Raw genomic sequence first — 23,060 nt, forward strand, 5'->3', positions numbered from 1 at the left:
GCACGTGCCGGCTACTGGCTGTGCCTGCGGATGAAGGCCGACGTGGCGTCCACCATCTCGTCCAGGGTCGTGGCGTTCACGAACGCGTTGAAGCTGTGGTCCATCGGACGCACCCACAGTTCGCCCGGTCCGGGGTGATAGCTCAGCAGCACTTGACCCATGGCCGGCTGCGGCGTGACCACCGGATCGTTGGTGCCGACGGCGACGAAGACGGGGCCGCTGTAGCGCGCCAGCTCGGCCACGGGAGAGACCTTGTACAGGTCCTCGAAGAATGCGGTCTTCAACGACACCTCGGCGCCCCAGGGCAACTTGGTGCTGACGGCTTTGCCGCCGCTGGCCAGCCCGCTTTTCACGTACTCGACGCCCAGAAAGGCTGGGTAGGTGGCGGCGGGCACCGAGGCGGGCGCCCACAGAGCCACCGACCGGACGAGTGTGGCGCTGCGCGCCGCCACCATCGTGGCCACCGCCCCACCCTGGCTCCAGCCGACAACCGACAGCCGCGACACGTCGACCGACTTCAGTGTCTTCAGGAAATCAATGGCGGCAAGCGCGTCGGCGGCCTGCCCGGTGAGCGTCGTGTCTTCGAACTGGCCTTCGCTCTCGCCGCTGCCCCGGAAATCGATGCGCAAACTTGCCAGGCCCTGCGCTGCAAAGGCCTTGGCGGCGTGCGCAAAGATGCCTTCCTTCACCGCTGGCGTGGCCAGTTCATTGCGGCTGCCGGTGAAGCCATGCAGCATCAGCACCACGGGTGCCGTGCTGACGTTCGCTGGCAACTCCAAGGTGCCGACGACTTTCTGACCGGCGACCTGGAACGACACCACCTGTTGGGCCAGCACCGCAGCTGACACTGCACTCAGGGAGGCGACGCCGATGCAGGCGGCGAGTAGCTTGAAGTGGCGCATGGCGCTTTCGTGGTGTGACGGGCAAAGGCAGGAATCGGCAGCATCCTGACTTCAGGAAACCCTGGAATCCAATATCTTTCAGGCCAATCTTCTTGATGTTTTGGATATGAGTCGTCAGCGCGCCGTGATCATGGACACCATCTGCTGCACCACGGGCGACAACTCCTCCTCGCGATAGACGGCATACAGGTCGGCGGTGGGTGTCGGCGGGCGGATGCGCAGGAACTTGACGTCCGGCCACCCGATGCGCGACATCGACCACGGCAGCAGCGTCACCCCCATGCCTGCGCTGACCAAGGCCACCAGGGTCTGTGGCTCGATCGCGGTGCGGATCACGCGCGGCGTGAACCCCGCATCGACGCAGCACTGCGCCAGATACAGGGTGTCGGCCGCTGCAGGGGTGTCCAGCATGACGAAGTCCGCGTCGGCGAGGGATGACAGCGGAATGGACATCCGCCGGGCCAGCAAATGGCGAGCATGCACCACTGCGCCGAACTCCTCGGGGGCCACGCGCACGCTGCGGCAGCCCTCGGGCGCCTGCGCCACAGAGCGGAAGAAGCCGATGTCGATGCGCCGCTCCAGCAGCGACTGCACCTGCACGCTGGGCATCTGCTCTTTCACCGACCAGTTCACGCCGGGGTGGCTGGTGTGAAAGCGCCGCAGCAGGTTGGGGAACTCGCCCCACATCGCCGAACTGATCACGCCGATGCGGATGTGGCCCAGCTCGCCGCGGCCGATCTGCTTCACCGCATCCACGGCTTGTTCGAGGCGGGCGATCACCAGCTTGGCTTCTGCGGCCATCGCGGCGCCGGCTGCGGTGAGCTCGATGCCGCGCTTCTTGCGCAGCAGCAGCACCACACCCAGGCGATCCTCGAGTTGCTGAATCTGCTGGCTCAGCGGGGGCTGGCTCATGTGCAGGCGCACGGCGGCACGTGAAATGCTCAACTCCTCGGCCACCACCGAGAAATAGCGCAGAAGGCGGATGTCGATGCTCATGAGGGTGTTGAGACTGGCAGACATATCTTAAACATTAATCTTGTCGGTGCTTTTCATATTTGCGATATGTATTCGTGTCACGCACCATCACTGCAAAGTTGGGCCGCGCCTGCGCGCCCGCATCCGTTTCGACCCACCGGAGTGCCCCGTGATCCATGCCTTTCGACTCAACCGGATTTCCACTGCGGCCGCGTTCGCCGTGCTTCATGCCGGGGCCTGGGCGCAAGCTTCTGCCGACGCAGCCGAGGCAGGCAAGCTGCAGACCATCACGGTCACCGCCGAGCGGCGCGTCGAGAACCTGCAAAACGTCCCCAGTTCCATCAGCACCTTGGGCACGGAGTTGCTGGACGCCCTGAACACCGGCGGGCAGGACATCCGCATGTTGGCCGGCCGAGTGCCCAGCCTCAACATCGAGTCCTCGTTCGGCCGCACCTTCCCGCGCTTCTATCTGCGCGGCTACGGCAACACCGACTTCCGCCTGAACGCCTCGCAGCCGGTCTCGCTCGTTTATGACGACATCGTGATGGAGAACCCCATCCTCAAGGGCTTCCCGGCCTTCGACCTCGACCGCATCGAGGTGCTGCGCGGGCCGCAGGGCACGCTGTTCGGACGCAACACGCCGGCCGGGGTGGTGAAGTTCGATTCGGTCAAGCCGACGCTGACAAAGGGCGAGGACTACGTCAGCCTGTCGTATGGCACCCACAACGCCGTCAACCTCGAGGGGGCCAAGAACCTGGTGGTGTCGCCCGAATCGGCGCTGCGCCTCTCGGTGCTGAACCAGACCCGCAGCGACTGGATCCACAACACCTTCGCCGCCGGCCCGACCAAGGACATGGAAGGCATGCGCGACAGTGCTGTGCGCCTGCAATGGCTGTACGAACCCAGCAAGCAGTTCAGTGCACTGGCCAACGTGCACGCACGCGACTTCTCCGGCACGGCGCGCGAGTTTCGCGCCAACATCATCCAGCCCGGCACCAACGATCTGGTGCCGGGCTTCGACATCACCAAGGTGTCGTTCGACGGCCTCAATGAATCGCGCCTGAAGAACCAGGGCGCCAGCCTGCGCCTGCGTTGGAACCTGGGCGACGTGTCTCTGCACGCCATCACCGGCTATGAATCGGTCACCTCGTTCAGCCGTGGTGACGTCGACGGCGCCTCACCACCTTATGTGTTTGGCGGCGGTGCCGGTTCCACGCCGTTCTTCTCCGAGACCGCCGATGGCATCCCCAAGCACAGCCAATGGACACAGGAGCTGCGTCTGGAGTCGAACAGCAATGGTCCGCTGAGTTGGCAGACCGGCGTCTTCCTGTTCAAGGAGGACTACAAGGTCGAGAGCTTCGACTACGACTCCACCGCCGGCAACAAGCAGGTCGGCTACGAGCGCACCCACCAGAAGAACGACGCCTACGCGCTCTTCGGTGCGCTCAACTACGCCGTCAGCCCGCAGCTCAAACTGCGCGGTGGCTTGCGCTACACCTGGGACAAGAAGAGCTTCAACGTCGAGGACTACAACAGCTCGGCCTTCGTGCCCTGCGTGCTGTCCGCCAAGTGTGATCTGAAGGGACTTGGCGCCCAGGGACCCTTGAGCGCCAAGACCTCGGACAAGAAGCTGAGCTGGGACCTCAGCGGCACCTACGCGCTGGACCGCAACACCAACCTCTACGCGCGCGCCGCCACGGGATTCCGCGGTTCGAGCGTGCAGGGCGCCAGCGCCTTCAACGACCAATCGGTTGCCGGCCCGGAGAACAACACCTCCATCGAAGCAGGCATCAAGGCCGATCTGTTCGACCGCCGCGCGCGGCTGAACTTCGGCGTCTTCAGGTACACGGTGAAGGACTTGCAACTCACGGCCGTGGGGGGCGCGTCCGGGAACTCCAATGTGTTGTTGGCCGCGAAGAAGGCCACCGGCCAAGGCTTCGAGATGGACCTCCAGGCCTTTGTCACCAGCAACCTGTTGGCCACGTTGGGGCTGGGCTACAACGACACCCAGATCAAGGACCCGAACCTGGTGGTGTCGGTGTGCGGCAATGGCCAGTACATCACGCGCCCCAACTGCCAGGTGCTCGATCCTCAGCCCACGTCGTCCACAGCCAAGATCAATGGCAACCCGCTGCCGCAGGCGCCCAAGAGCACGGTGAACTTCACGTTGAAATACTCGCAGCCGATGGCCAATGGAGAGGTCTATGCCTTCACCGATTGGGTGTACCGCAGCAAGGTCAATTTCTTCCTCTACGAGGCGACCGAGTTCACCGGCAAGTCGCTCACCGAAGGTGGAGTGCGCGTGGGCTACACCTGGAACAATGGCAGGTACGACCTGGCGGCCTTCGGGCGCAACATCACCAACCAGATCCGCATCGTCGGCGGCATCGACTTCGTCAACCTGACCGGCTTCCTCAACGAGCCGCGCACCTGGGGTGTGCAGTTCAAGGCGGCGTTCTGACGGGGTGAAACTTGGTGTTGCGATGCAGGCCGATCACTTGTTCTTCCTGACGTAGTCCACAAGGTACGCGAACTCCTCCACGCAGCCCGCCTCCACCTGGCCCTGCGCGAACTTGGCGACCGCGCCGCCGAGCAGCGGCACGCTGCACTTGCAGGTGTGCGTGATGCGGTAGATGCAGCCCTTGCCCGCGGGCACGAGTTCGAATTCCGCGCTCATCTTCACGGGCTGGCCAATGGCGTCCATCGTCAAGGTGCCAGTGCGGCCGCCCTCGGACTCGGCGTGCCAGGTTTCCTCGAACACCAGATCAGCCTCTGACGACATGACCTTGGCCACCAGAGCCGGCAAGTCGCGCTTCACGCGCCGCCTCATCGTCACGGTCACGCCGCCGGCGGCCTTCTTGGCCTTGACGGTGGCGCTCAACTCGCCGAGCGCGGCACTGCGCGCTTCCAGCCACTTGGCGTCGGTGAGCAACGCGAAGACCTTGTCCACCGGGGCGCTGTACTTCTGTTCCATCGTCGTTCTCCTCGTGAGGGTGAGTGAAGCAGCAAGCGTCCGAGGCCGTCAGCGCGTCACGATCGCAAAGGTGCCCGGTGCCTTGTCGATCAGCGCAAAGAAGCGCACCAGGTCGATCTTGCTGCCGGCGATCTGGAGGTCATCGGACAGCAGCGTGTCCGTCACCCCCGCGGTGCCAGCCATCATCTTGACGAAGATCGGCCGCGTCAGCGTCAGCGTGGCATTGGCGTCGCTGGCCGGTGCCGCCTTGCGGTGGTGCAGCACGGCGTTCTCGATCCACAGCACGAAGGATTCCTTGGTGTCGGTGAACACGAGGTTGACCTTCAGGTTCTTGCCGTCGGCAGCCTGGGCGTCCAGGCCGGCCGCCATGGCTTCGAGGAAGCGCTCGACGGGTGTGCGCCCGAGCATCTCCACCAGAAAGCGGCGGTCAATGCCTTTCGTGGGCGGGCCCTGGCGCAGCTCGGCCGCTGCCGTGAGGTAGCTGTTGCGCCAGGTGGCCGCTTCGGCCATGAAGCCCATCTGCTCGTAGCAGCGCGCCAGCAGTTCCTTGGCCGCCGCATGGGCCGAGTCGGCAAACACCACGTGGTTGAGCAGTTCCGCGCACCAGCGATAGTCGCCCTTGTCGAATGCGGCCTGCGCGGCCGCCACGGCCTTGTCGGCCCCACCGGCCAGCTCGACATAGCGCTTGGCCGAGTCGGCGGGCGGCAACGGGTTGAGGTGGGCCGGGTTGCCGTCGTAAGCACCCAGATAGAGCTGGTACACCGCCTTGACGTTGTGGCGCAGGTCGCCGTAATAGCCGCGCGCGCCGAAGTGAGACTCCAATGACTTCGGCAACTTGATCTTGTCGGCGATCTCGTAGGGCGTGAGGCCAGCGTTGATCATGCGCACGGTCTGGTCGTGCGTGTACTTGTAGACGTCGCGGTGCTGGGTGATGAACTGGGCGATGCGCTCGCGGCCCCAGATGGGCCAGTTGTGCTGGCCGATGTAGACCTCGGAGTCGCCCAATCGATCGAGCGCCTGCTGCATGTAGCCGGCCCAGCGCAGCGCATCGCGCACCTTGGCGCCGCGCACCGGCAGCAGGTTGTGCATGGTCTGCGCGAGGTTCTCGGCGCCACCGTAGGTCTTCTTGCTGGGGATCGAGAAAGTCAGCTCGGCCGGCGCCTCGGCGCCGGGCACGTTGTGAAAGACGAAGCGCACGCCGTCCAGCACCAGCTCCTGCGTCGGCTCCTTGATGAGGATCGTGGGCTCCAGCACGCCGATCGCGCCGTAGGCCACGTTCTTGCCCAGGCCGGTGTCGACCAGGCCGCGAGCCGACCGCTCGAGATCCTTGCCGAACTGGTAGATCGAACGCCGCGCCATGGCGGTGCCGACCAGGATGTTCTCGCTGGTGGCTTCTTCCATGAAGCCCTCGGAGGCCACCACGGGGATCTGTCGCTGTGCCACCTCTTCGGCACTGGCCACGCCCAGCGCGCCGCCAAAGTGGTCGGCATGGCTGTGCGTGAAGACGATGGCCGTCACCGGCTTGTTGCCCAGGTGCTGACGTGCAAAGGTCAGCGCCGCGCTGGCGCTCTCGCGCGCGGTGAGCGCGTCCACGACGATCAGGCCGGTCTTGCCTTCGATCAGTGTCATGTTGGCGATGTCGAAACCACGCACCTGCCAGACGCCATCCACCACCTTGAACAGGCCGATCTGTGCATTGAGCACCGCGTGCCGCCACAGGCTGGGGTTGACCGTCGGCGGCGCCGGTCCATCGACGAACTTGAAGGCGTCGAAGTCGACCAACACCGTGCCGTCGGCGCTGCTGATCTTGCCGCTGGGCCTTGCGATGAGGCCGCGCTTGGCATCCTCGAAATCCTGCGCATCGGCCAGGTTGAGCTGCTGGGCGAACAGCGCGTTGGCCGTTGCGGTGGTGGCCGAGGCACCGCCGACAGCGCTGGCAGCGGGTGCGTCGCTGACCGGGCGGCTGCAGCCCACGCCGGCCAAGGCCGTCAACAAGGCGGCCAGCGCGCAGGTCAATGAGGGTCGGGTCATCTTCGTCTCCTGTGGACGCAGCAAACTCCACGCGCGAGCGGCAGGACAGGCGGTGCTCACTCGAGAATGCAGGCGTGCAGCTCGTCAAACGCCGTCTGCACATGGCCTGCAAGACCTTGCAGGTCGGGCAGGCCTTCGGCGGCCACCAGGCCAAAGTACAAGGTGCCCGCATAGCTGAACAGCGTGATGTTGAGCAGGTTGCTGGGTGGCAGCGTGCTGATGGGGTGCATCTCCTCCATCTTGGCGCCCTTGATGTAGAGGTACTCCTTCGGCCCCGGCACATTGGACACCATCGCGTTGCTCAGGGGCGGCAAGCGGTCGCTCAGTTTGAAGGTTTCCGCGCCCTGGGCCACCAGGCCAGTGAGGATGGTGTAGGACTCGATCGCCACGGGGGCCACGCTGTCCATCATCGCGCGCACATTGCGCAGCGAATAGCCGATGTTGCGCAGCCGCACATAGGGGTCGTCGGTGGGGGGCGACAGCTCGACTTGCACGATGCCGATCTTGTTGCCGGCCGACTTGTCGCCTTCGCGGCGCAGGTTCACCGGCATCTGGATGGTGATGGGGCGCTTCAGCTCGACGCCCTGGTCGGCCAGGTAGCGGCGCAGGGCGCCGTCCAGGCAGGTGAGCGCCACGTGGTTGACGGTGGACCGCGTGCGGTCGCGGATGCGGCCGATGCGGTCCATGGCGATACCGGTGGCCGCAAACTGCCGTCCGGCGGTGACCTGTCCTGTGAGCAGGGTCTTGGCGCTGGAGACGAAGGGCAAGGCAATCGCGTTCTTGGTCAGCTTGGCGCCTTCCAGCAAGAGCATGGCCGCCAGCCGCCCGACCCCCATGGCGCGCTGCGTGGTGTCGGCCAGTTCCTTCCACACCGACTGAGCAACCTCTTGTGCCGCCTTCCTGCGCTTCACCGCATGCCCGCCATGCTTCTGGGTCCACAGCGGCCACACCTGCAGGTCATCGGGATCGGACGCCATGGTTTCGGCAATCCAGCGCGACATGGTCACCCCGTCCGCGTAGGCATGGTGAATCTTCTGATAGAGGGCAAAGCGGCCATCAGCCAGGCCATCGATCACATGCATTTCCCACAGCGGTCGGCTGCGGTCCAGCACCGGCTCGTGCAGCTTGGCCACGAAGGCATACAGCGCATGCCGATCATTGCCACCCCGAGGCAGGCGATGGAAGAAGATGTGCTGCGACAGATCCACCTCCGTGGCAGTCTTCCAGCTGGGCATGCCCGTCTTCGAGAACTCGACGACCCGATCAAACGGCGCCTTCAGATCGCTGTGGGTGAGGTATTCGCGGTAAAGGTTCCTGGCAAATGCGGTCGTTGATTTCGCCGGCCGCTTGCAGATCAGCAGGCCCGCCACGTGCTTGGGGCTCGCGGCGGTTTCGGCGATGAAGAAGCCGAAGTCCAGAAAGGAAAGTTTGCTCACGGCCGGGGTCCTGTGGCGGGTTTCCGGGGTGGTTCAGGCCGGACTTGCTGGGTCAAGCAGGCTGAAGCTCATGCGCCGGCTCGATGACGGTCGGTCCGGGCTCAAGCCACATCCCGCAGCTCGCGCCGCAGGATCTTGCCGACCGTGGACTTGGGCAGTGAGTCGACAAAGCGCACGATCTTGGGCACCTTGTAGGCGGTCATTTCCTTGCGGCAATGGGCCGTCAGCTCTTCGGCGGTCAGTGCCGAACCGGGCGCGCGTACCACGAACAGCTTCACCGCCTCTCCGGTCTTGGCGTCGGGCACGCCGATGCAGGCGCATTCGCCCACACCGGGGCAGGCGCTGGCCACGGCTTCCACCTCGTTGGGGAACACGTTGAAGCCCGAGACGATGACCATGTCCTTCTTGCGATCGACGATCTTGAGGAAACCCTTGTCGTCGAACACGCCGACGTCGCCGGTGCGGAAGTAGCCATCGGCGGTGAAGGCCGCCACATTGGCTTCGGGCTGGTTCCAGTAGCCGCTCATCACCTGCGGACCCTTTGCGCAGATCTCGCCCGACTCGCCGATGGCGGCCTCGGTGCCGTCGTCCTTCAACAACTTGATGTCCGTGCCCGGCACCGGCAGGCCGGTGGTGCCGCTGAAGTCCTCGATCATGGCCGGGTTGAACGACAACACCGGACTGGTCTCCGACAGGCCGTAGCCCTCGCGGATGAAGGTGCCGGTGAGGGCCTTCCACTTTGCCGAGGTGGCGCCCACCACGGCGGCGCCACCGCCACCAGACAAGCGCAGGTTGGAGAAGTCGACTTCGCCAATGCGCGGGTGCATGCTCAGGCCCGCATACAAGGTGTTCACGCCGATGAAGATGCTGGGCCTGGCCTTCTTGAAGACGTCGATGAAGCCGTCCATGTTGCGCGGGTCGGCCACCAGCCAGTTGTCTGCACCCACCGAGAAGTAGGTGATGAAGTTCACCATCAGCGCCATGATGTGGTACAGCGGAATGGCAGTGAGGATCACCTCCTGACCGTCGCGCAAGGCGCTGGGCATCATGGCCTTGTACTGCTCGGTGTTGGCCACCAGGTTGCGGTGCGACAGGCAGGCGCCCTTGGACAGCCCGGTGGTGCCGCCGGTGTACTGCAGGAACAGCAGGTCGTCGCCGCTGAGCGCGACGGGTGTGCGCTGCATCGATGCGCCCTTTGCCAGCGCGTCGGCCAGCGGGATGCTGCCGACCAGCCGCGCGTCCACCGGCGGGCTGGGCAGTGCGGTGCCACTGCCGTCGCCCGGCGCCACCGTGATCACGGTCTGGATGCCGGTCCTGGCGATCACTTCGGCCAGCGTGGGCGTCGAGCCGTTGTAGATGACGATGATCTTGCTGCCCGAATCATTCAACTGGTGTTCGAGCTCGCGCGGCGTGTACATCGGGTTGACGTTGACCTGCACCCCGCCGGCGCGAATGATGCCCAGGCAAGCGATGGGGAAGGCCAACAGGTTGGGCGACATCACCGCCACGCGGTCGCCTTTCTTCACGCCGAGGGTCTGCTGCAGCCAGGCGGCGAACGCGGCCGACAAGCGGTCGACATCGGCGTAGCTCAGCGTCTGGCCGAATGAACGGAAGGCCGGCTTATCGGCATAACGCAGCATCGCTGCGTCCAGCAGATGCACGATCGACGGGTGGGCATCGGCATTGATCCCGGCGGGGATGCCGTTGGCGCGGTGGGTTTCGAGCCAGGGTTGCGCGTGCATGAGGCAAGTCCTTTCAGTCCAGCGAGGCCGGTCGGCCGATGGGTTCGTGGTTTGTGCTTGGTGCTACTTCGGGTTCAGCAACGTCGCCGCGCCAATGCCAGAACCCTTCTGCCGTGGCGGGTAGTCCTGCAGGCTCTTGCCGAAGCGCTGCATCTGACCGCCAATCAGCGGCAGCAGGAAGCTCTTCTCCTTCATCCACAGCAAGTGGCCGCCGGTGTTGGGTGTCAGCTCGAAGGGGTCGAGCTTGATGTTCACCAGCATGCCGCCATCGAGCTTCTCGGCCGCACCCAGCCAGGTGTTCTTGAGCTGGAAGTGCAGCTTCCATTGGTCCACTCGCACCGCGTTGAATTCGTTCTCGGCATAGAAGAAGAACTCGCGGCGCTTGCTCTTGCCTTTGCCGGTGAGCATGTCGGTCTGGTTGTAGCCGTCGAGGAAGACCTTGTAGTCGCGCTCGCCGATCTTGGTGCCCTTGAGCAACCGCTCCTTGATGTCGCCGTCGCCCACTGCCGCCATGAGCGTGGGCAGCCAGTCCTCGCTGGCCATGAATTCGCTGGTCCATTCGTTGGCGGCGATCCGGCCGGGCCAGCGCACGAGCATCGGTACGCGAAAGCCACCATCCCAAGTGGTGCCCTTCTCGCCGCGGAACGAGGGTGTTCCCGCCTCGGGCCAATGCGCCAGGTTCACACCGTTGTCGGAGGTGAACATCACGATGGTGTTCTTGGCCGCGCCCATGTCGTCGAGCTGCTTGAGCAGTTTGCCGACGATGGCATCCAGGTGCAGCAGGCCGTCGGCATAGCGGCTGTGGCCGCTCTTGCCCATCCACTCGGGGCTGATGTGAATCTGCTGGTGCATGCGCGTGGGGTTGAACCACAGGAAGAAGGGCTTGCCGGTCTTCTGCGTGCGCTTGAGCCAGTCCTGCGTGACGGCCAGCACCTCGTCGTCAAAGGTTTCCTGGCGCTTGGCGCCGAGTTGTCCGCGGTCCTCGATGCGCTGCTTGCCCACCGGCCCGAAGCGGGGGTCGGCGGTGGGGTCGTCCTTGTCGGTGGCCCAGCTGTAGAGCACATTGCGTGGTCGCCCTGGGAAGTTGGCGTTCTTCGGAAACTCGGGTTGCTCGAACTGCTCCATCACGTTCAGGTGATAGAGCAGGCCGAAGAATTCGTCGAAGCCGTGTACCGTGGGCAGGTGCTCGTTGCGGTCGCCCACATGGCTCTTGCCGAACTGCGCGGTGGCATAGCCGCGGGCCTTGAGCATCTCGGCCAGCGTCGGGTCCTCGGCCTTCAGGCCCAGTGGCGCGCCGGGCTGGCCCACCGAGGTGAGTCCGGTGCGGATCGGGTACTGGCCGGTGATGAAGGCAGCGCGCCCGGCGGTGCAGCTCGGCTGCGCGTAGTAGTCGCTGACGGTGAGGCCCTCGCGCGCCAGGCGGTCGATGTTGGGCGTGTTCACCGCGCCCAGGCCGCGGTGAATGGCCGAGACGTCGAAGGGCGCGACGTCGTCGGTCATGATCATCACGATGTTGGGTGGCGCGGCGGCGGATTGCGCCCACGCGCTGAGCGACAGGGCGCAGGCCAGGCCAGCGGCCAGGAATCGAAGCAAGCTCATCGGGGTCTCCAGAGGGTTTTGTCAGCCCGTTCAGCGCGGTCAGTGCTTGAGCATGGCGCTGAGCTTCGAGGTGTCCACCGGGCAGCCCAGGGATTCGAAGCGCGCCTTCTCGCGCAGGTTGATCACTTGCGGCAGGTACTCGCCCATGGCCTGCTGTTCACCGTTCAGCGACTTCACGTCGAACCAGCTGTGCTTGAACGCGGGGTTCACCAAGGTGTGGCGGTTGATGACGACGCCGAAGTCGGCCGAGCCGCCGGGGATGCCGTCGCCGTTGCCGTACTCGATCCATTCGACACCGCACTTGGCGTTGGCGTTGGCCGGGCGGTCGCTGGCGCGCGAGACCACCACGCTGAAGTAGCCGCGCGCGTCGACCACCGGGTGCACGTTCTCGTCGTGCACGCAATCCACTGTGTTGCCGATGGGCGGCGCCGTGGAGGTGCACAGCGACCAGTAGCGCATGTCGGCCTGATGGTCCATCGGCTCGGCCGTGCCGTCGAAGGTGCGCGGTGTGCTGGGCAGCTTGCCATGCACCACGTAGACCTTGCCGTAGGCCTGGCTCAGGTAGGTGAAGCCGTAGCGCGTGACCGGGTTGCTCCAGAAGCCGCCCTTCTCCACGGCCAGGCCGTCGCTGGGCAGTGCGGGGAAGAAGGTGCTCAGCATCAGGTGTTCGCGGTTGTAGAACTTGACCATCGGCGCCACATCGAAGTTGGTGGCCGGTGTGCGGTCGCCCGGCCGCCACGGCAGGCTGTTCAGCGCCAGCCACAGCTTGGGCGAGACGGTGATCGGCGACTGCTTGCCGCGCTTGTGTGGCACGTCGGTCGCGGCGCAGGTGTCTTGCTCGCTCAGCACCTTGCCATCGGCCTGGTGCAATGCGGCCTTCGGCAAACCCACGCCGCCGGTCCAGTCGAGGCCGCGGTCGGGGATGTAGTTGCGCATGTGCATGCCCGTGGGCACGCCCGGCTCGCTGAGTGTGTAGACCGTGTTCTTGGGCCGCGCGGCCTGGTCGGCCGGCGGTGCGCCGTTGACGATGGTCAGCGTGTAGCGCCGCGGCTGCGCGTCGCGGCGCTCGCCAGGGCGGAAAGGATTGGCCGCGCCGGCATCTGGCTCGATCTCGCTGTCGTACAGGCCATCGCGCGGCACGCCATCGACCGAGTAGGTGACGAAGCTCCAGTGGCGGATGTGCGGAAACTCGCCCTGCAGCACGATCTTGCCGCCAGCCGGGATGCTGAACCAGGCGGTGGAGAAGGTGTTGCCGATGTCGGGGATCTGGTTCTCGATGCCGTAGTCGTCCGGATCGGTGGTGTAGTAGCCGCTGCGCAGGCGGGGGCCCGGCCAGAAGCAGGTCTTGATGGCCACCGCCTTGTGCACGTTGTCCTTCCGTGCAATGTCGGTGACGCGCTCTGGCGGCATGGGCGTGAGCAGGTTGCCGGTGCCCTGGCTGCCCACCACGTGGCCGTCGGCGCGCGGCACCGGGCCGCCGCGCGGGGTTTGCGGCAGCGAGCGGGCGCGTGGGTCGTCGTCGATGTTGGCGCCGGACGCGGCGTTGGCTGCCGGCTCGGGCGCAGACCAGGTGTAGGGGCCGCCGGTGGGGCGACCGGCGCCGCCATCGTCCTTGGCCAAGCCTCTCATCCAGACCATCACGATGATGACCAGCAGGGCGATCGCACCGACGACTCGCAGCAGCCAGCGCAGCAGGGTTCTCATGGGCAGTTCTCCGGTGTCTTGCGGCCCGTCGACACACGGTGCCCTGGCGCGGATCAAGCCGCGGACGCGCGAGCGTACGGCGTGGCCGTTCGGTGCACTGTCAAGGGATCGACACATTTGCACCAGGCGCTGGCATCGTAGGATCGGTTCCCCGTGTCGTCCCCCACCGATCGCTCCGCGATGCCCCGATCCATGGCCCAACGGCTGGTGCTGACGCTGTCGGTGGTCATGCTCAGCCTGGCCCCTTGGGTGGCTTGGACGGCGGAGGAGCCGACGCCAGATCATCGCGAGCCAACAAAAGGCGCCGGAACCTCTGTGGCCGCCGATTACGTCGGCAGCGGCCGCTGCACCGCGTGCCATGCCGAAGCCGGACGCGCCTGGCAGGGCTCACAGCATGCCAAGGCGATGCAGCCGGCGAGCCAGCGCACGGTGCTGGGCCGCTTCGACGGCCGCAGCGTGGCCCATGGGCCGAGCAGCACGCGCCCTTACCGCCGCGGTGGCGAATTTCGCGTCGCCACGCAGGGGGCCGACGGCCGCCCCGTCGATGTGCTCGTCAGCCACAGCTTTGGCGTGGCGCCCTTGCAGCAGTACCTGGTCAGCCGGCCCGACGGCCGCAAGCAGGCCCTGGGTCTGGCCTGGGACAGCCGGCCGGCGGCGGTGGGCGGGCAGCGCTGGTTTCAGCTGTTTGCGGGCGACGGCGAGCGACCGGGCCATCCGCAACATTGGTCGGGCATCGACCAGAACTGGAACCACCAGTGCGCGGACTGCCACTCGACGAATCTGCGAAAAGGCTATGACGCGGCCAGCGATCGCTTTGCCACCACCTGGTCGGAAATCAACGTCGCCTGCGAGGCCTGCCATGGCCCCGGCTCGGCGCATGTGCGATGGGCCGAGACGCCCGCCGCGCAACGGCCCGATCTGCCCAGCCTCGGCCTGAGTGCCCGGCTCGATGAGCGCGCCGCTGTCGTCTGGATGCCGGACGCGGCCAGCGGCACGGCCCGGCGCGGCGCGCCACCCGCGCGCCGCAGCGAGGTCGAGGTGTGCGCGCGATGCCATGCGCGGCGTGGCCAGTTCAGCGACGAGCACCGCGCGGGCGATGCCTTGTTCGACGCCTTCCGACCCGCGTTGCTGGAGCCCGGCCTGTACCACGTCGATGGCCAGCAGCGCGACGAGGTCTACAACCACGGCTCCTTCCTGCAAAGCCGCATGCACGCGGCCGGCGTCACGTGCACCGATTGCCACGAGCCGCATGGCGGCAAGCTGCGCGCCGCCGGCAATGCGGTCTGCGCGCGTTGCCACGAGAGCGCGCGTTTCGACACCCCGGCACATCACCACCATGCACCTCAAGGACCCGGCGCCCAATGCGTGGCCTGCCACATGCCCACCACGGTCTACATGGGTGTGGACCCTCGGCACGACCACAGCCTGCGCATCCCGCGCCCCGATCGCACCGTCGCCCTCGGCGTGCCCAATGCCTGCGACCAATGCCATCGCGACCGCGGTGCGCCCTGGGCGGCCAAGGCCGTGCGGCAATGGTTTGCGAATCCGAAGCCTGGCTTCCAAGCCTTCGCCGAAGCCTTCTTCGCGGCGGACGCCGGTGCCCCAGGTGCCGCGCAGGGGCTGACGGACATTGTGAGCGACCTGGCCCAAAGCGCGATCGCGCGCGCCAGTGCCTTGGCGCGCCTGGCGGCCCATCGCTCGCCAGCCGCGCTGCCGGTGATGGTCTCTGCACTGGACGACGCCGACGATCAGGTCCGCCTGGCAGCGGTGCAGGCGCTGGCGACGCTGGAACCTGGCTTGCGCGCGCGCCACCTCGGCCCACGGCTGGCCGACGCGCGGCGCGCGGTGCGCATCGAGGCCGCGCGCGCCCTGGCCGGCCCGGCCGAGCGGCGCCTGAGCGCTGCCGATCAAGCGATGTTCACCAAGGCCTTGGCGGAATTCGCCGCCGCCGAAGCCTTCAATGCCGATCGCCCCGAAGCCCATGTGCGCCTGGGGGATGTGCAGGCCGCGCGAGGCGCCGCAGACCAGGCCGCCGCCGAATACCGGCTGGCGCTGCAGCGCGACGCCACCCACTTGCCGGCCTGGGTCGGCCTGGCGAACCAGCTGGAGCAGGCGGGCCAGGGCGCGCAGGCGCTGCAACTGCTGCGCGACGGGCTCGCGCGCAACCCGCGGGCCGCCGAGTTGCAGCACGCGCTGGGCCTGGCGCTGATCCGCAGCGCGGATCGCCAACAGGCCTTGCGCTGGCTCGCCGCGGCGGCCCGGGGCGCCCCCGACAACATCCGCTTCGCCTATGTGCATGCGGTCGCTTTGCACGACAGCGGAGACCGGGCCGCCGCGCTCCAGCAACTGCGTGCCGCGCGCCAGCGGCGCCCCTACGACCGTGATGTGCTGCTGGCGCTGGTGAGCTACGAGCGCGAGGCTGGCGAGCTGCGACGGGCCGCCGAGGCCGCCGAGTCCTTGCGTGGCATCGATCCGCAGAATCCTGCGTATGCTCGCCTGGCGGCCCAAATCACCGAGGCGCTGCGGGCCAAGTCGCGCTGACCGGTATCCTTCAGGCCCCTGTGATTGCCGAGGTTCGCATGACGATGCCATCCCTGAAGGAAACCCGGGGCCATGTTGCCTGAGATCATGGACTTTCAAGGCATCCTCGACGACATCAACGCGCAAATCCGGCCGCTGCTGGGCACGGGCGGTCGGGTGGCGAGCTACATCCCGGCGCTGGCGCGCGTTTCGCCCCACCAGTTCGGCATCGCCTTGCGCACCTGCGACGGGCAGGAGGCGGCGGCCGGTGACAGCGCGACGCCGTTTTCCATCCAAAGCATGTCCAAAGTGTTCACGCTCACGCTGGCCATTCGCAGCCTGGGTGAGACGCTGTGGCACCGCATCGGGCGCGAGCCCTCGGGCAGCCCGTTCAACTCGCTGGTGCAACTGGAGACCGAGCGGGGCATCCCGCGCAACCCGTTCATCAATGCCGGCGCCATTGCCGTGGCCGACCGCTTGTTGACCCAGGGCGACGCCAAGGCCGAGATCCTGGGGCTGCTGTCCAGCTTGTGCGGTGATTCGATACGGATCGACCCCGAGGTGGCGCAGTCCGAAGCCGACACCGGGTTCCGCAACGCGGCGCTGGCCAATTTCATGAAGGGCTTTGGCACGCTGGACAACGATCCCAGCCACGTGCTGGATGTGTATTTCAACCAATGCGCCATCGCCATGAACTGCCTGCAGGTGGCGCGGGCGGCCGGCTACCTGTGCCGCGATGGCGCGCACCCGTACGACGGTTCGCCGCTGATCAGTGAAACCCAGGCGCGGCGCGTGAATGCGCTGATGCTCACCTGTGGCACCTACGACGCGGCGGGCGAGTTTGCGTTCCGCATCGGTCTGCCGTGCAAGAGCGGCGTGGGCGGCGGCATCATGGCGGTGGTGCCCGACCGGCTGAGCCTGTGCGTGTGGTCGCCGGCGCTGGACCCCACCGGCAACTCCCATCTCGGACGCCTGGCGCTCGAACTCTTTGTGGCGCGGACGGGCTTGTCGGTGTTTTAGGACGGGTCAGCTCGGCCAGTCCGTCGGGGCCTTTCCCACCATCTGCGCGACCTCTTGCTCGAGAAGGTTTCAAAGCCTTCACGGCCATGCCCCATGCCCGAGTCGTCGACGCCACCAAACGGCAGGTCGTGCGGGCCGACGTGGATCAAGGCGTCGTTGACCGACTCGCCACCGGACCGCACGCGGTCCAGTCGCATGCGCACGCGGTCACCGCCGCAGCCTGTCGACGATGACGTGGTCAAACTCTCCCATGCGGCGCTACTTCGCCTTGGCTGCGGCCTGCTGCGCGGCGTCCATCTCTTCGGTGTCTTTGGCGATCTGCGCCACAACGCCGGGTGAACGGCAGTTGAACGAAGACTCAAAGTTGGAGGTGGTCAAGTAGACACTGGTCGGCAGATAGGGGCCCATGACCGCTTTCTCGTCACCGGGCTTTTGAACTTCACGCGTGGTTTGCTTGAAGTTGGGATTGACCAGCATGTTGCGGATCATCGTGTTGCCCTGATCGGGGTCATACATGCCGTCGCCATCGTCGGGCATGGGCAGCCAGTTGATGCCGCACTCAGGGTAGGCCGTGCGTGGGCGATCCGCCGCTTTGCTGAAGGCGATCACATAGTTGCGGTCCTTGTCGATGACCACTTCCTCGTCGTTCAGGCACTTGATGACCATGGTGTTGGCCGCACCCTTTTGCGAGCAGATGGACCAGTAGCGCATGTCAGCGTTCTTGACATCCATGATCTTCTCGCCATTCATGGTCTTGGGGGTGATGGGCAACTTGCCTCGGATCACGAACACCGGGCCGAACTTGCGGTTGTAGAAAGTGCGGATGTAGGTGTTGTCGGTGGTGGGGTAGAAGCCCTCGCTCTTGCGGCTGTAGTCGCCGGTCGGAATGCCCGTGAAGATGCTTTCGAACTGCTTGCGGTCAAACTGGGCGTACCAGGTGGCCGGGCGCGTCGCCGGGTGCGTGTCTGGCTTGCCTGGGGTGGTCAGCAACTCGCGGTAGCGCCATGCCGGCATGCCAAAGGCGTCAGGCGCCACGGCCAGGCGCTGGGTGGTGTTGAGGGCCTGACAGGCCGCCATGCCGCGCAAAACCTTGCCATCGGCCAGCGTCAAGACGGGGGAAGGCAGTGGCACGCCACCGGTGATGCCCGTGCCCTTGTCCGGCGTGTAGATGCGCAGAATGACGACCTGCTGCTTGCCCTCGCCGTTTTGTGGCGCGTTGATGAGCTTGACGGTCCGGCCATCCTCCAGATAGATGCCTTCCGGACGGCTGGTGTCGCGAACATTGCCGGTCTTGATCTCGATCTGGTAGGAGCGCTTCGAGGTGGTCCGGTCTGCGCCGTGGCGGGTGGTGTTGGTGTGCCCTGGCAGGGGCTCGATCAGATAGTCGGCCACGGTTTCCACCGGCTGGCCGCGTTCGTCATAGCTCACATACGACGTATAGCGCGAACGGGGGAACTGACCTTCCATGACCAACTTGGCGCCGTCCGGAATGGTGAACTTCGCACCCCAATAGATGGTGTTGGTGTCAGGCCAAGCGGTGTTGTAGTAGGGGTCTCCGCTGTAAGGCCCTGTCTCCCAGAAGCAGGTCCGCACACCGGGAATGCCCGGTTTGGTGGTGTCATTCAGATTCTTGGGGCCGGACATCGGCACGGGGTCGGCGGCCACCGCCAGTTGGCTGGTCACCAGGGCGGCCACGGCAGCGCCCAGGGCGGCGAATCGAAGGATGTGGAATCGGTGGTTCACGCAGGTCTCCTCACTTGGTCAGAAAGGCCAGCACCCGATCGGCAAACTTGCCGTAGGGCGGCCACAGGAACTTCAGCGAGCTGAAGCGCGCCTGGTAGAACACCGGGCGCAGTTTCGAAAACGTCTCAAAGCCTTCATGGCCGTGGTAATGGCCCATGCCGGAGTCTCCGACGCCCCCGAACGGCAGGTCGTGCTGGCCGACGTGGAAGAGGGCGTCGTTGACCGACACACCGCCCGACATCACGCGGTCCAGCAGCATCTGCACTTTTGCGCGGTCGTGGCTGAAGGGGTAGATGGCCAGCGGCCGCGGGCCGGCGTTGATGCTTTGGATCACCGTGCCCAGGTCGGTGTAGCCACGCAGCGGCAGGATGGGGCCGAAGATCTCGCGCTGCATCAGCACGCAGTCGTCGGGCGCGTTGAGCACGATGTGCGGGGCGATCTTGCGCGTGGCGCGGTCGAAGGCCGGGCCGGGGATCAGCGGCACCAGCCGGGCGCCGCGCTCGCGGGCGTCGTCCAGCGCCTGCAGCAAGCGATCAAAGGACCGCTGGTCGATGATCGAGGTGTAGTCCGGCGAGGCCAGGCTGGGGTAGCGCTGCGGCACGATGGTGAGCGCCAGCGCCACGAAATCATCGATGCATGACAGCGGCAGCCAGGCATGGTCCACCGTGGTGCAGATCTGGCCGGCGTTGAGGTACTTGACGAACAGGATGCGCTCGGCCGCCACCTTCAGCGGAAAGTCGTCGCAGACGATGGCCGGCGCCTTGCCGCCCAGTTCGAGTGTCACTGGACAGAGGTTTTGCGCCGCTGCGGCCATCACCGCGCGTCCGGTGGTGCCCGAGCCGGTGAACAGCAGGTGGTCGAACGGCAGCTTGGAGAACTCGATGCCCACGCCGCCGGTCTCGTCGAAGAACTGCAGCTTCTCGGGCGGAAAGTAGGCCGGCATCCGCTCGATCAGCACCTTGGCCAGGTGGCGCGAGTTCTCGCTCATCTTCACCATCGCGCGATTGCCGGCGGCGAAGATGTAGGACAGCGGCACGAGGCTCAGGTTGACCGGGAAGTTCCACGGCACGATCACGCCCACCACGCCCAGTGGCTGCGGGATCACGCGATTGCGTGCGCCGAAGAAATTGCGCAGGTCCACGGCGCGGCGCTGCGGTTTCATCCAGCCGCGCAGGTGCTTGACGACATGGTCGATGCCGTCGGTGGCCGGAAAGATCTCGGCCAGCAGCGTTTCGTGGCGCGAGCGGTTGCCGTAGTCGGCGCTGATGGCGTCGCACAGCACGGCCTTGTTCTCACGGATGAAGCGTTGCAGCGTGCGCAGGTCGGCCTTGCGTTCGGCCAGGCTGGGCACCGGGTTGGCGACGTAGGCCTGGCGCTGCAGGTGCAGAACGGCTTGCAAGTGAGCGGTGAGTGCTTTGGAGGTCATGTCCATGCTCGGGCTCCGTGAGGGTCGACCGGGGCTCAGGCCCGTTTGGCGTGCGGCAAGCGCCGGCTCGCATGGTGGCGACTTGGGCACGGCCTTTCTGTCCACGAATGGACAGATGGGGAAAGGTCTCTAGAGCACAGTGCGGGGTGATCGTCCAAGCCCGGTGTTTGACTGAGAATCGATGCCGCCTGCCAGGCGGAGTCCCTTCTGATCGGGCCGTGGGCGCGACGCGACAAGAGCTTTTGTGCACCCGCGCCAGTGCGCCGCTGCAGATACAAGGAGACCCCATGGCCAATGGCGCCCAAGCCCTGATGAAAACGCTGGTCGATGCCGGCGTGACCGCCTGCTTCACCAACCCCGGCACCTCTGAAATGCACTTCGTGGCCGCCCTCGACAGCGAGCCCGCGATGCGCGCCGTGCTGTGCCTGTTCGAAGGCGTGGCCACCGGCGCGGCCGACGGGTATTCGCGCATGGCCGACAAGCCCGCCGCCACCCTGCTGCACCTGGGTTGCGGGCTGGGCAACGGCCTGGCCAATCTGCACAACGCGCGCAAGGGCCGCGTGCCCATCGTCAACATCGTGGGCGACCATGCCACCACGCATGTGCCCTACGACGCGCAACTGCAGTCCGACATCGAGACCGTGGCGCGCAACGTCTCACCGGGCTTTGTGCGCACGTCCAAGAGCACGGCCGAGCTGAGCCGCGACGCGGTCGATGCCATTGCCGCCGCGCGCAGCCTGCCCGGCCAGGTGGCCACGCTCATCTTGCCGGCCGATGTGTCGTGGGGCGAGGGCGCTGTGGCCGCGCCGCCGCCTGTGCTGCCCATGCCCCAGGGGGCTGACGATGCCACGGTGCAGGCCGTTGCCCAGGCCGTGCACTCAGGCGCCAGGTGCGCCTTCCTGCTGGGCGGGCGGGCCCTGCGCGAGCCCAGCCTGCTGGCTGCCGCGCGCATCGCGGCGCACAGCGGCGTCAAGCTGTATGGCGAGGTCTTCCCCACTCGGCTGGAGCGTGGCGCGGGCCGGCCCGTGGTGGAGCGACTGGCCTATCTGGCCGAACTGGCCACCGTGCAACTGACTGGCATCGACCACCTCATCCTGGTCGACGCCAAGGCCCCCGTCTCGTTCTTTGCCTACCCCGGCAAGAAGAGCTACCTCGTGCCCGACGCGTGCACCGTGCACACCCTGGCCGCGCCGGACCAGGACACCGTGATCAGCCTGAACAAGCTGGCCGAGGCCCTGGGGGCGCTGCACGCCCAGCCGCTGCTGCAAGCGGCGCTCCGACCCAGCCGCCCGCGCGGCAAGCTCACCGCCGAGAAGGTCTGCAAGGCTGTGGGGCATCTGCTGCCCGAGCGCGCCATCCTGGTGGATGAGGCCATCACCTCCGGGCTGATGCTGAACATCTTCACCGCCGGCGCACCAGCGCACGACTTCATCACGCTGACAGGCGGCGCCATCGGCCAGGGCCTGCCCAACGCCGTGGGCGCGGCCGTGGCCTGCCCGGATCGGCCGGTGCTGGCGCTCATCGGCGATGGCACCTCGATGTACACCATCCAGGCGCTGTGGACCATGGCGCGCGAGAAGCTCAACGTCACCACCATCATCTTCAACAACGCCTCGTACTCGGTGCTCAATGTGGAACTGGAGCGCGTGGGGGCGGACGAAGCGGGCCCCAAGGCCAAGGCGCAGCTGGACCTGACCGGGCCGGTGATGAATTTCGCCCAGATGGGGCAGAGCATGGGGGTGCATGCGGTGCGCGCCACCACCACCGAAGAGTTTGTGCGCGCACTGGAGCAGGCCCTGGTGACGCCAGGGCCGCACCTGATCGAGGCCATGGTGCCGCAGGCGCTCGGCGGCCTCAAGCGCCGGGTGCTGCCGTGGCTGCTGCGCTCGCTGCCCAGCCTGCCTCAGCCGGTGGCGCGCGCGCTCAAGCGGAAGATCGCGCCCTGAGTTCAGGCAACGCCGCCGGGCTCTTCGATTGGCTCACCACGGTGGCCAAGCAATGGGCAAAGTAGGCTGCCGCGGGTGTCATGGGCACGTCGGGTCGGGTGAGCAGCAGCACCTCGAGGTCGCCGGGGCGCAGTGGCGAGTTGGGCACGGCCACGATGCCGTGGGTCTCGGGCAGGCCCAGCACCAGGTTCGGGGCCACGGCGGCGGCGTCTGATCCGCGCAGCACCGCCAGGCCCGCGAGCGTCTCGGTCAACACCACCCGAGTGGGCGGGGCCACGCCGGCCAATGCGAACATGGCGTCCAGGCGTGGCTGCAAGCCGCCGGCAATGGGTTGCGTGAACACCCATTCCAGATCGGCCAGCGCGCGCGCGGTGGGCTCGGCCAACACGGGATGGCCTTCGCGCACCAGCACGCATTGCGGCGCCAGCAGCAGGCGCTGGCGGACGAACTCGTCGCCTTGAAGCTCGCCCACGTCCGCGGCCACCGCAGCCATGTCGAGCGTGCCGTCACGCAGGCGCGGCAGCACGCGGGTCATCAGTCCCTCGATGAAGTGCACCTCCACATTGCGGTAGCGCTGGCGAAACCAGCGGAAGGCCTGGCCCAGCGAGATCATGGTGATGAACGGCGCGATGCCGATGCGCAGCGTGCCGGCATCGCCATCGTTGGCCTGCCGCAGGTCATCGCGGGCCAGCTCCAACTGCCGTGTCACCAGCCGCGCGCGGGCCAGCAGGCGGTGGCCGGCGGGGGTCAGCTCCACACCACGCGACAGGCGCACCAGCAGCGGCACGGCGGCTTCCTGTTCCAGCGTGCGCATCGACTTGCTGATGGCCGCCTGCGACAGGTTCAGCATGCGGGCCGCGGCACGGATGCTGCCGCTGTCGACCACCGCCACCAAGGCCTCCAGTTGCTGCAGTTTCATGACGGCGGATTGTGGCGTGCATGGGTGCCTGGAAGTGACAACCCAAGGTGTTCGTCCGCACGATATGTTGTCTCCCGCTGCGCGGGTGCGGTGTCTACGATTCGCGCCACGTGCCGCCCGGCC

Annotated in this window: 15 protein-coding genes; 4 read left to right on the forward strand and 11 right to left on the reverse strand. The window is 66.5% G+C overall.

Going from position 1 to position 23,060, the window contains the following annotated elements:
• Positions 1 to 11: 11 nt before the first annotated feature.
• On the reverse strand, positions 12 to 902 hold the full coding sequence (locus tag EOINJALH_RS23445) for a S9 family peptidase (protein WP_088284692.1): 891 nt from the start codon (positions 900 to 902) through the stop codon (positions 12 to 14).
• A gap of 114 nt (positions 903 to 1,016) precedes the next feature.
• The gene (locus EOINJALH_RS23450; protein WP_158219867.1) at positions 1,017 to 1,898 is read right to left on the reverse strand and encodes a LysR family transcriptional regulator; all 882 of its coding nucleotides are present in this window, start codon (positions 1,896 to 1,898) and stop codon (positions 1,017 to 1,019) included.
• 148 nt (positions 1,899 to 2,046) lie between these two features.
• Between EOINJALH_RS23450 and EOINJALH_RS23455 the strand changes: the two genes are divergently transcribed.
• Positions 2,047 to 4,338 (forward strand): TonB-dependent receptor, encoded by a 2,292-nt coding sequence (locus EOINJALH_RS23455; protein WP_088284695.1) that lies wholly within the window; start codon positions 2,047 to 2,049, stop codon positions 4,336 to 4,338.
• A 33-nt stretch (positions 4,339 to 4,371) separates the two neighbouring features.
• On the opposite strand, the gene EOINJALH_RS23460 is transcribed toward EOINJALH_RS23455, so the two are convergent.
• The 6 genes from EOINJALH_RS23460 to EOINJALH_RS23485 form a co-directional block, all read right to left on the reverse strand.
• On the reverse strand, positions 4,372 to 4,851 hold the full coding sequence (locus EOINJALH_RS23460) for a DUF2505 domain-containing protein (protein ID WP_088284697.1): 480 nt from the start codon (positions 4,849 to 4,851) through the stop codon (positions 4,372 to 4,374).
• Positions 4,852 to 4,899: 48 nt separating this feature from the next.
• Positions 4,900 to 6,882, reverse strand: coding sequence for an alkyl/aryl-sulfatase (locus EOINJALH_RS23465; protein WP_088284699.1), 1,983 nt, complete (start codon positions 6,880 to 6,882; stop codon positions 4,900 to 4,902).
• Positions 6,883 to 6,938: 56 nt separating this feature from the next.
• Entirely contained in the window at positions 6,939 to 8,318 is a 1,380-nt protein-coding gene (locus EOINJALH_RS23470; protein WP_088284701.1) for a wax ester/triacylglycerol synthase family O-acyltransferase, read from the reverse strand.
• 101 nt (positions 8,319 to 8,419) lie between these two features.
• Positions 8,420 to 10,060, reverse strand: a complete 1,641-nt coding sequence (locus EOINJALH_RS23475) for an AMP-binding protein (RefSeq protein WP_088284703.1) — start codon at positions 10,058 to 10,060, stop codon at positions 8,420 to 8,422.
• A 63-nt stretch (positions 10,061 to 10,123) separates the two neighbouring features.
• Positions 10,124 to 11,659 carry an arylsulfatase gene (locus EOINJALH_RS23480; protein WP_088284705.1) on the reverse strand — a complete coding sequence of 512 codons (1,536 nt, stop codon included), beginning with the start codon at positions 11,657 to 11,659 and terminating at the stop codon, positions 10,124 to 10,126.
• Positions 11,660 to 11,698: 39 nt separating this feature from the next.
• Positions 11,699 to 13,363 carry a hypothetical protein gene (locus EOINJALH_RS23485; protein WP_088284707.1) on the reverse strand — a complete coding sequence of 555 codons (1,665 nt, stop codon included), beginning with the start codon at positions 13,361 to 13,363 and terminating at the stop codon, positions 11,699 to 11,701.
• A gap of 180 nt (positions 13,364 to 13,543) precedes the next feature.
• On the opposite strand from EOINJALH_RS23485, the gene EOINJALH_RS23490 reads away from it, so the two are divergent.
• Both EOINJALH_RS23490 and EOINJALH_RS23495 read left to right on the forward strand, forming a co-directional pair.
• Positions 13,544 to 15,904: a multiheme c-type cytochrome gene (locus tag EOINJALH_RS23490; RefSeq protein ID WP_088284709.1), complete on the forward strand. Its 2,361-nt coding sequence runs from the start codon at positions 13,544 to 13,546 to the stop codon at positions 15,902 to 15,904.
• Positions 15,905 to 15,976: 72 nt separating this feature from the next.
• Complete coding sequence (locus EOINJALH_RS23495) at positions 15,977 to 16,903, forward strand: glutaminase (protein ID WP_234414003.1); 927 nt, start codon at positions 15,977 to 15,979, stop codon at positions 16,901 to 16,903.
• Positions 16,904 to 17,161: 258 nt separating this feature from the next.
• Here EOINJALH_RS23495 and EOINJALH_RS23500 read toward each other — a convergent pair whose 3' ends face one another.
• Together EOINJALH_RS23500 and EOINJALH_RS23505 are read right to left on the reverse strand one after the other, a co-directional pair.
• Entirely contained in the window at positions 17,162 to 18,646 is a 1,485-nt protein-coding gene (locus EOINJALH_RS23500) for a hypothetical protein (protein WP_088284711.1), read from the reverse strand.
• 10 nt (positions 18,647 to 18,656) lie between these two features.
• Positions 18,657 to 20,078 (reverse strand): coniferyl aldehyde dehydrogenase, encoded by a 1,422-nt coding sequence (locus EOINJALH_RS23505; RefSeq protein WP_088284713.1) that lies wholly within the window; start codon positions 20,076 to 20,078, stop codon positions 18,657 to 18,659.
• Between the two features lie 281 nt (positions 20,079 to 20,359).
• On the opposite strand from EOINJALH_RS23505, the gene EOINJALH_RS23510 reads away from it, so the two are divergent.
• Complete coding sequence (locus EOINJALH_RS23510; RefSeq protein WP_088284715.1) at positions 20,360 to 22,018, forward strand: acetolactate synthase large subunit; 1,659 nt, start codon at positions 20,360 to 20,362, stop codon at positions 22,016 to 22,018.
• On the opposite strand, the gene EOINJALH_RS23515 is transcribed toward EOINJALH_RS23510, so the two are convergent.
• Positions 21,996 to 22,937 (reverse strand): LysR family transcriptional regulator, encoded by a 942-nt coding sequence (locus tag EOINJALH_RS23515; RefSeq protein WP_158219868.1) that lies wholly within the window; start codon positions 22,935 to 22,937, stop codon positions 21,996 to 21,998. The genes EOINJALH_RS23510 and EOINJALH_RS23515 overlap by 23 nt on opposite strands.
• Positions 22,938 to 23,060: the final 123 nt, after the last annotated feature.

The organism is Ideonella sp. A 288 (assembly GCF_002198735.1).
Classification (GTDB): domain Bacteria; phylum Pseudomonadota; class Gammaproteobacteria; order Burkholderiales; family Burkholderiaceae_C; genus Pseudaquabacterium.

Excerpts from the sequence above, each read along its gene's own strand:
- EOINJALH_RS23460 (WP_088284697.1), bottom strand. The coding sequence starts at position 4,851 with ATGGAACAGAAGTACAGCGCCCCGGTGGACAAGGTCTTCGCGTTGCTC.
- EOINJALH_RS23475 (WP_088284703.1), bottom strand. The coding sequence starts at position 10,060 with ATGCACGCGCAACCCTGGCTCGAAACCCACCGCGCCAACGGCATCCCC.
- EOINJALH_RS23510 (WP_088284715.1), top strand. The coding sequence starts at position 20,360 with ATGGCCAATGGCGCCCAAGCCCTGATGAAAACGCTGGTCGATGCCGGC.
- EOINJALH_RS23450 (WP_158219867.1), bottom strand. The coding sequence starts at position 1,898 with ATGAGCATCGACATCCGCCTTCTGCGCTATTTCTCGGTGGTGGCCGAG.
- EOINJALH_RS23490 (WP_088284709.1), top strand. The coding sequence starts at position 13,544 with ATGCCCCGATCCATGGCCCAACGGCTGGTGCTGACGCTGTCGGTGGTC.
- EOINJALH_RS23515 (WP_158219868.1), bottom strand. The coding sequence starts at position 22,937 with ATGAAACTGCAGCAACTGGAGGCCTTGGTGGCGGTGGTCGACAGCGGC.
- EOINJALH_RS23480 (WP_088284705.1), bottom strand. The coding sequence starts at position 11,659 with ATGAGCTTGCTTCGATTCCTGGCCGCTGGCCTGGCCTGCGCCCTGTCG.
- EOINJALH_RS23485 (WP_088284707.1), bottom strand. The coding sequence starts at position 13,363 with ATGAGAACCCTGCTGCGCTGGCTGCTGCGAGTCGTCGGTGCGATCGCC.
- EOINJALH_RS23495 (WP_234414003.1), top strand. The coding sequence starts at position 15,977 with ATGTTGCCTGAGATCATGGACTTTCAAGGCATCCTCGACGACATCAAC.
- EOINJALH_RS23445 (WP_088284692.1), bottom strand. The coding sequence starts at position 902 with ATGCGCCACTTCAAGCTACTCGCCGCCTGCATCGGCGTCGCCTCCCTG.
- EOINJALH_RS23465 (WP_088284699.1), bottom strand. The coding sequence starts at position 6,882 with ATGACCCGACCCTCATTGACCTGCGCGCTGGCCGCCTTGTTGACGGCC.
- EOINJALH_RS23505 (WP_088284713.1), bottom strand. The coding sequence starts at position 20,078 with ATGGACATGACCTCCAAAGCACTCACCGCTCACTTGCAAGCCGTTCTG.